General features: G+C 47.8%; 1 protein-coding gene. It reads left to right on the top strand.

Annotated elements, in window-relative coordinates; genetic code table 11:
• A partial coding sequence (locus tag AC3DOM_RS04915) for a M28 family metallopeptidase (protein WP_487917910.1) occupies positions 1-1,596 on the top strand: 1,596 nt, incomplete at its 5' end.
• Positions 1,597-1,777 lie beyond the last annotated feature (181 nt).

The raw sequence follows: 1,777 nt of genomic DNA, 5'->3' as shown, positions 1-1,777 counted from the left end.
GAGGGTATCCGCCGTTTGATCGAGCGTGTCGGTGTTGAGGTGACGCGTGTTTTTGCTAATCGGTATACATTCATCGCCGCGACTTTGGCGGTAGCTGGTTTCTTTTGGCTGCGAGGCAGCACAGGAGATATAGCTTTTTATCAACGCCAGGCACGCTATTTTAATGGCGAGCAAGCCCTGGGTCATGTAGCGGTTCTCTCTAATCCAGCTATCAATGGGAGGGCATTAGGTAGTGCGGGGCTGGATATCGCGGCTGATTATATTGCCAAAAAATTCCAGAACCTTGGCATTCAGCCTGCCGGCGAAAAGACTACATATTTCCAGACCCGGTCTCGCGACTATCAAGAATTGAACAGCATTCCTGTTTTTGAAGTGGATGATGGCAAGCCTGCGCCTGTATACCATCAGGATTTTGTGGAATACGCAAATAGCTATTTCCGTAATTTAGGCGAGGGAGAAGGAAAACTTCATTTCATCACAACAGGGAATTTGCTCAGAACTGCCAGAGGGTTTTCCAGTCCCCGCCCCCCTCGGGCATTGGAGGAGCTGGATTTTACAGATGAGATTTTACTCGTCTTGTCGGAAGAAGCTGCAAACGATGTCCGCCTTGTTCCCAAAGCCGGACTTTTGATCGTGACGGATGATCAGCAAAAATTGCAACGCCGGTCCACGCTCTCCTCCCGTGATCCTTTTTCAAGGGTATTTGGAACCAATCGTGTCACAGGTAACGATATTCCGGCGATGTGGATAAGTGAAGAGATGGCAAACCGCTTGCTGGAAAGCAGCGGTTATCAGGTGCAAGAACTACGTTATCTTACTGAGGGCCTAAAACAGGACGAGGTCTTTGATTTTTCAATATCGAAGAACCTTTATATGGAGCTTGATGGAAGTCTCCGGGAAAAAGTTGAGGCAAGACATGTGATTGGGTATCTTCCAGGGAGCGCAGCGGTACCTGGCGAAGCACAATTGGACAATAAGATGATTGTTGTCCTTGCTCAATATGATAGTCCGCCTTTGCTCCCGGATGGGCAAATTCCTGTTGCGGCCAATGATAACGCCGCGGGTGTGGCAGTGATGCTCGAAGCGATCCGCACCATGAAGGAAAGTGGATACCAGCCTTATAAGACCTTCCTGTTTGTGGCCTATAGTGGGGAGGGATTGGAAGGCGGGGAATATGTACGGGCAGAGGTAGCGAAATTCTTGAGTGCAAAACTCGGGTTTTCCTCAGCTTATACGATTGATACAATTGTTGATTTACGCGGGCTGGGCACCAAAGATGGTGATCAACTCCTGTTATCAGTCAGCGGTAGTTTACGCCTGGCAAATCTCTTTGAATCTGCTGCCCGACGGATGGGAAATTCCATAGATCGGGCCGGTGAACGCGTTGATATCAGCATTGTTTTTGAAGATGGTACCAATTTCAATGCTGGCGGTGAGGAAGCTCCACGGATCGGTTTATTGTGGGAAGGCTGGGATAAAACATCCGGTACTACCATGGATACTTATGAGAATATCAGTGCTGCGCATCTTGAAGAGGGTGGAGAGACCCTGAGTTTGGCCCTGATGATCCTGGGGAGAGAAACAACCCAACAGTAATGCTTGAAAAAATGGAAAGCGGAGTGGGGCTTAAAAGCTCACTCCGCTTTTTGATTCATGAATGATATCTCTCTTTGAGATTATGCAAATATAAATTGAGATTGTTCTGCCACAGCCTCTGGCGAGAAAGATTGAATAATTTCTTTGATCTTCTGTAATTGAGATTCGACTGCTTTTGCAG

This window comes from Candidatus Desulfolinea nitratireducens (assembly GCF_982879505.1).
The sequence above is the reverse complement of the archived record's forward strand: the minus strand, read 5'-3'. Positions and strand labels throughout refer to the sequence as shown.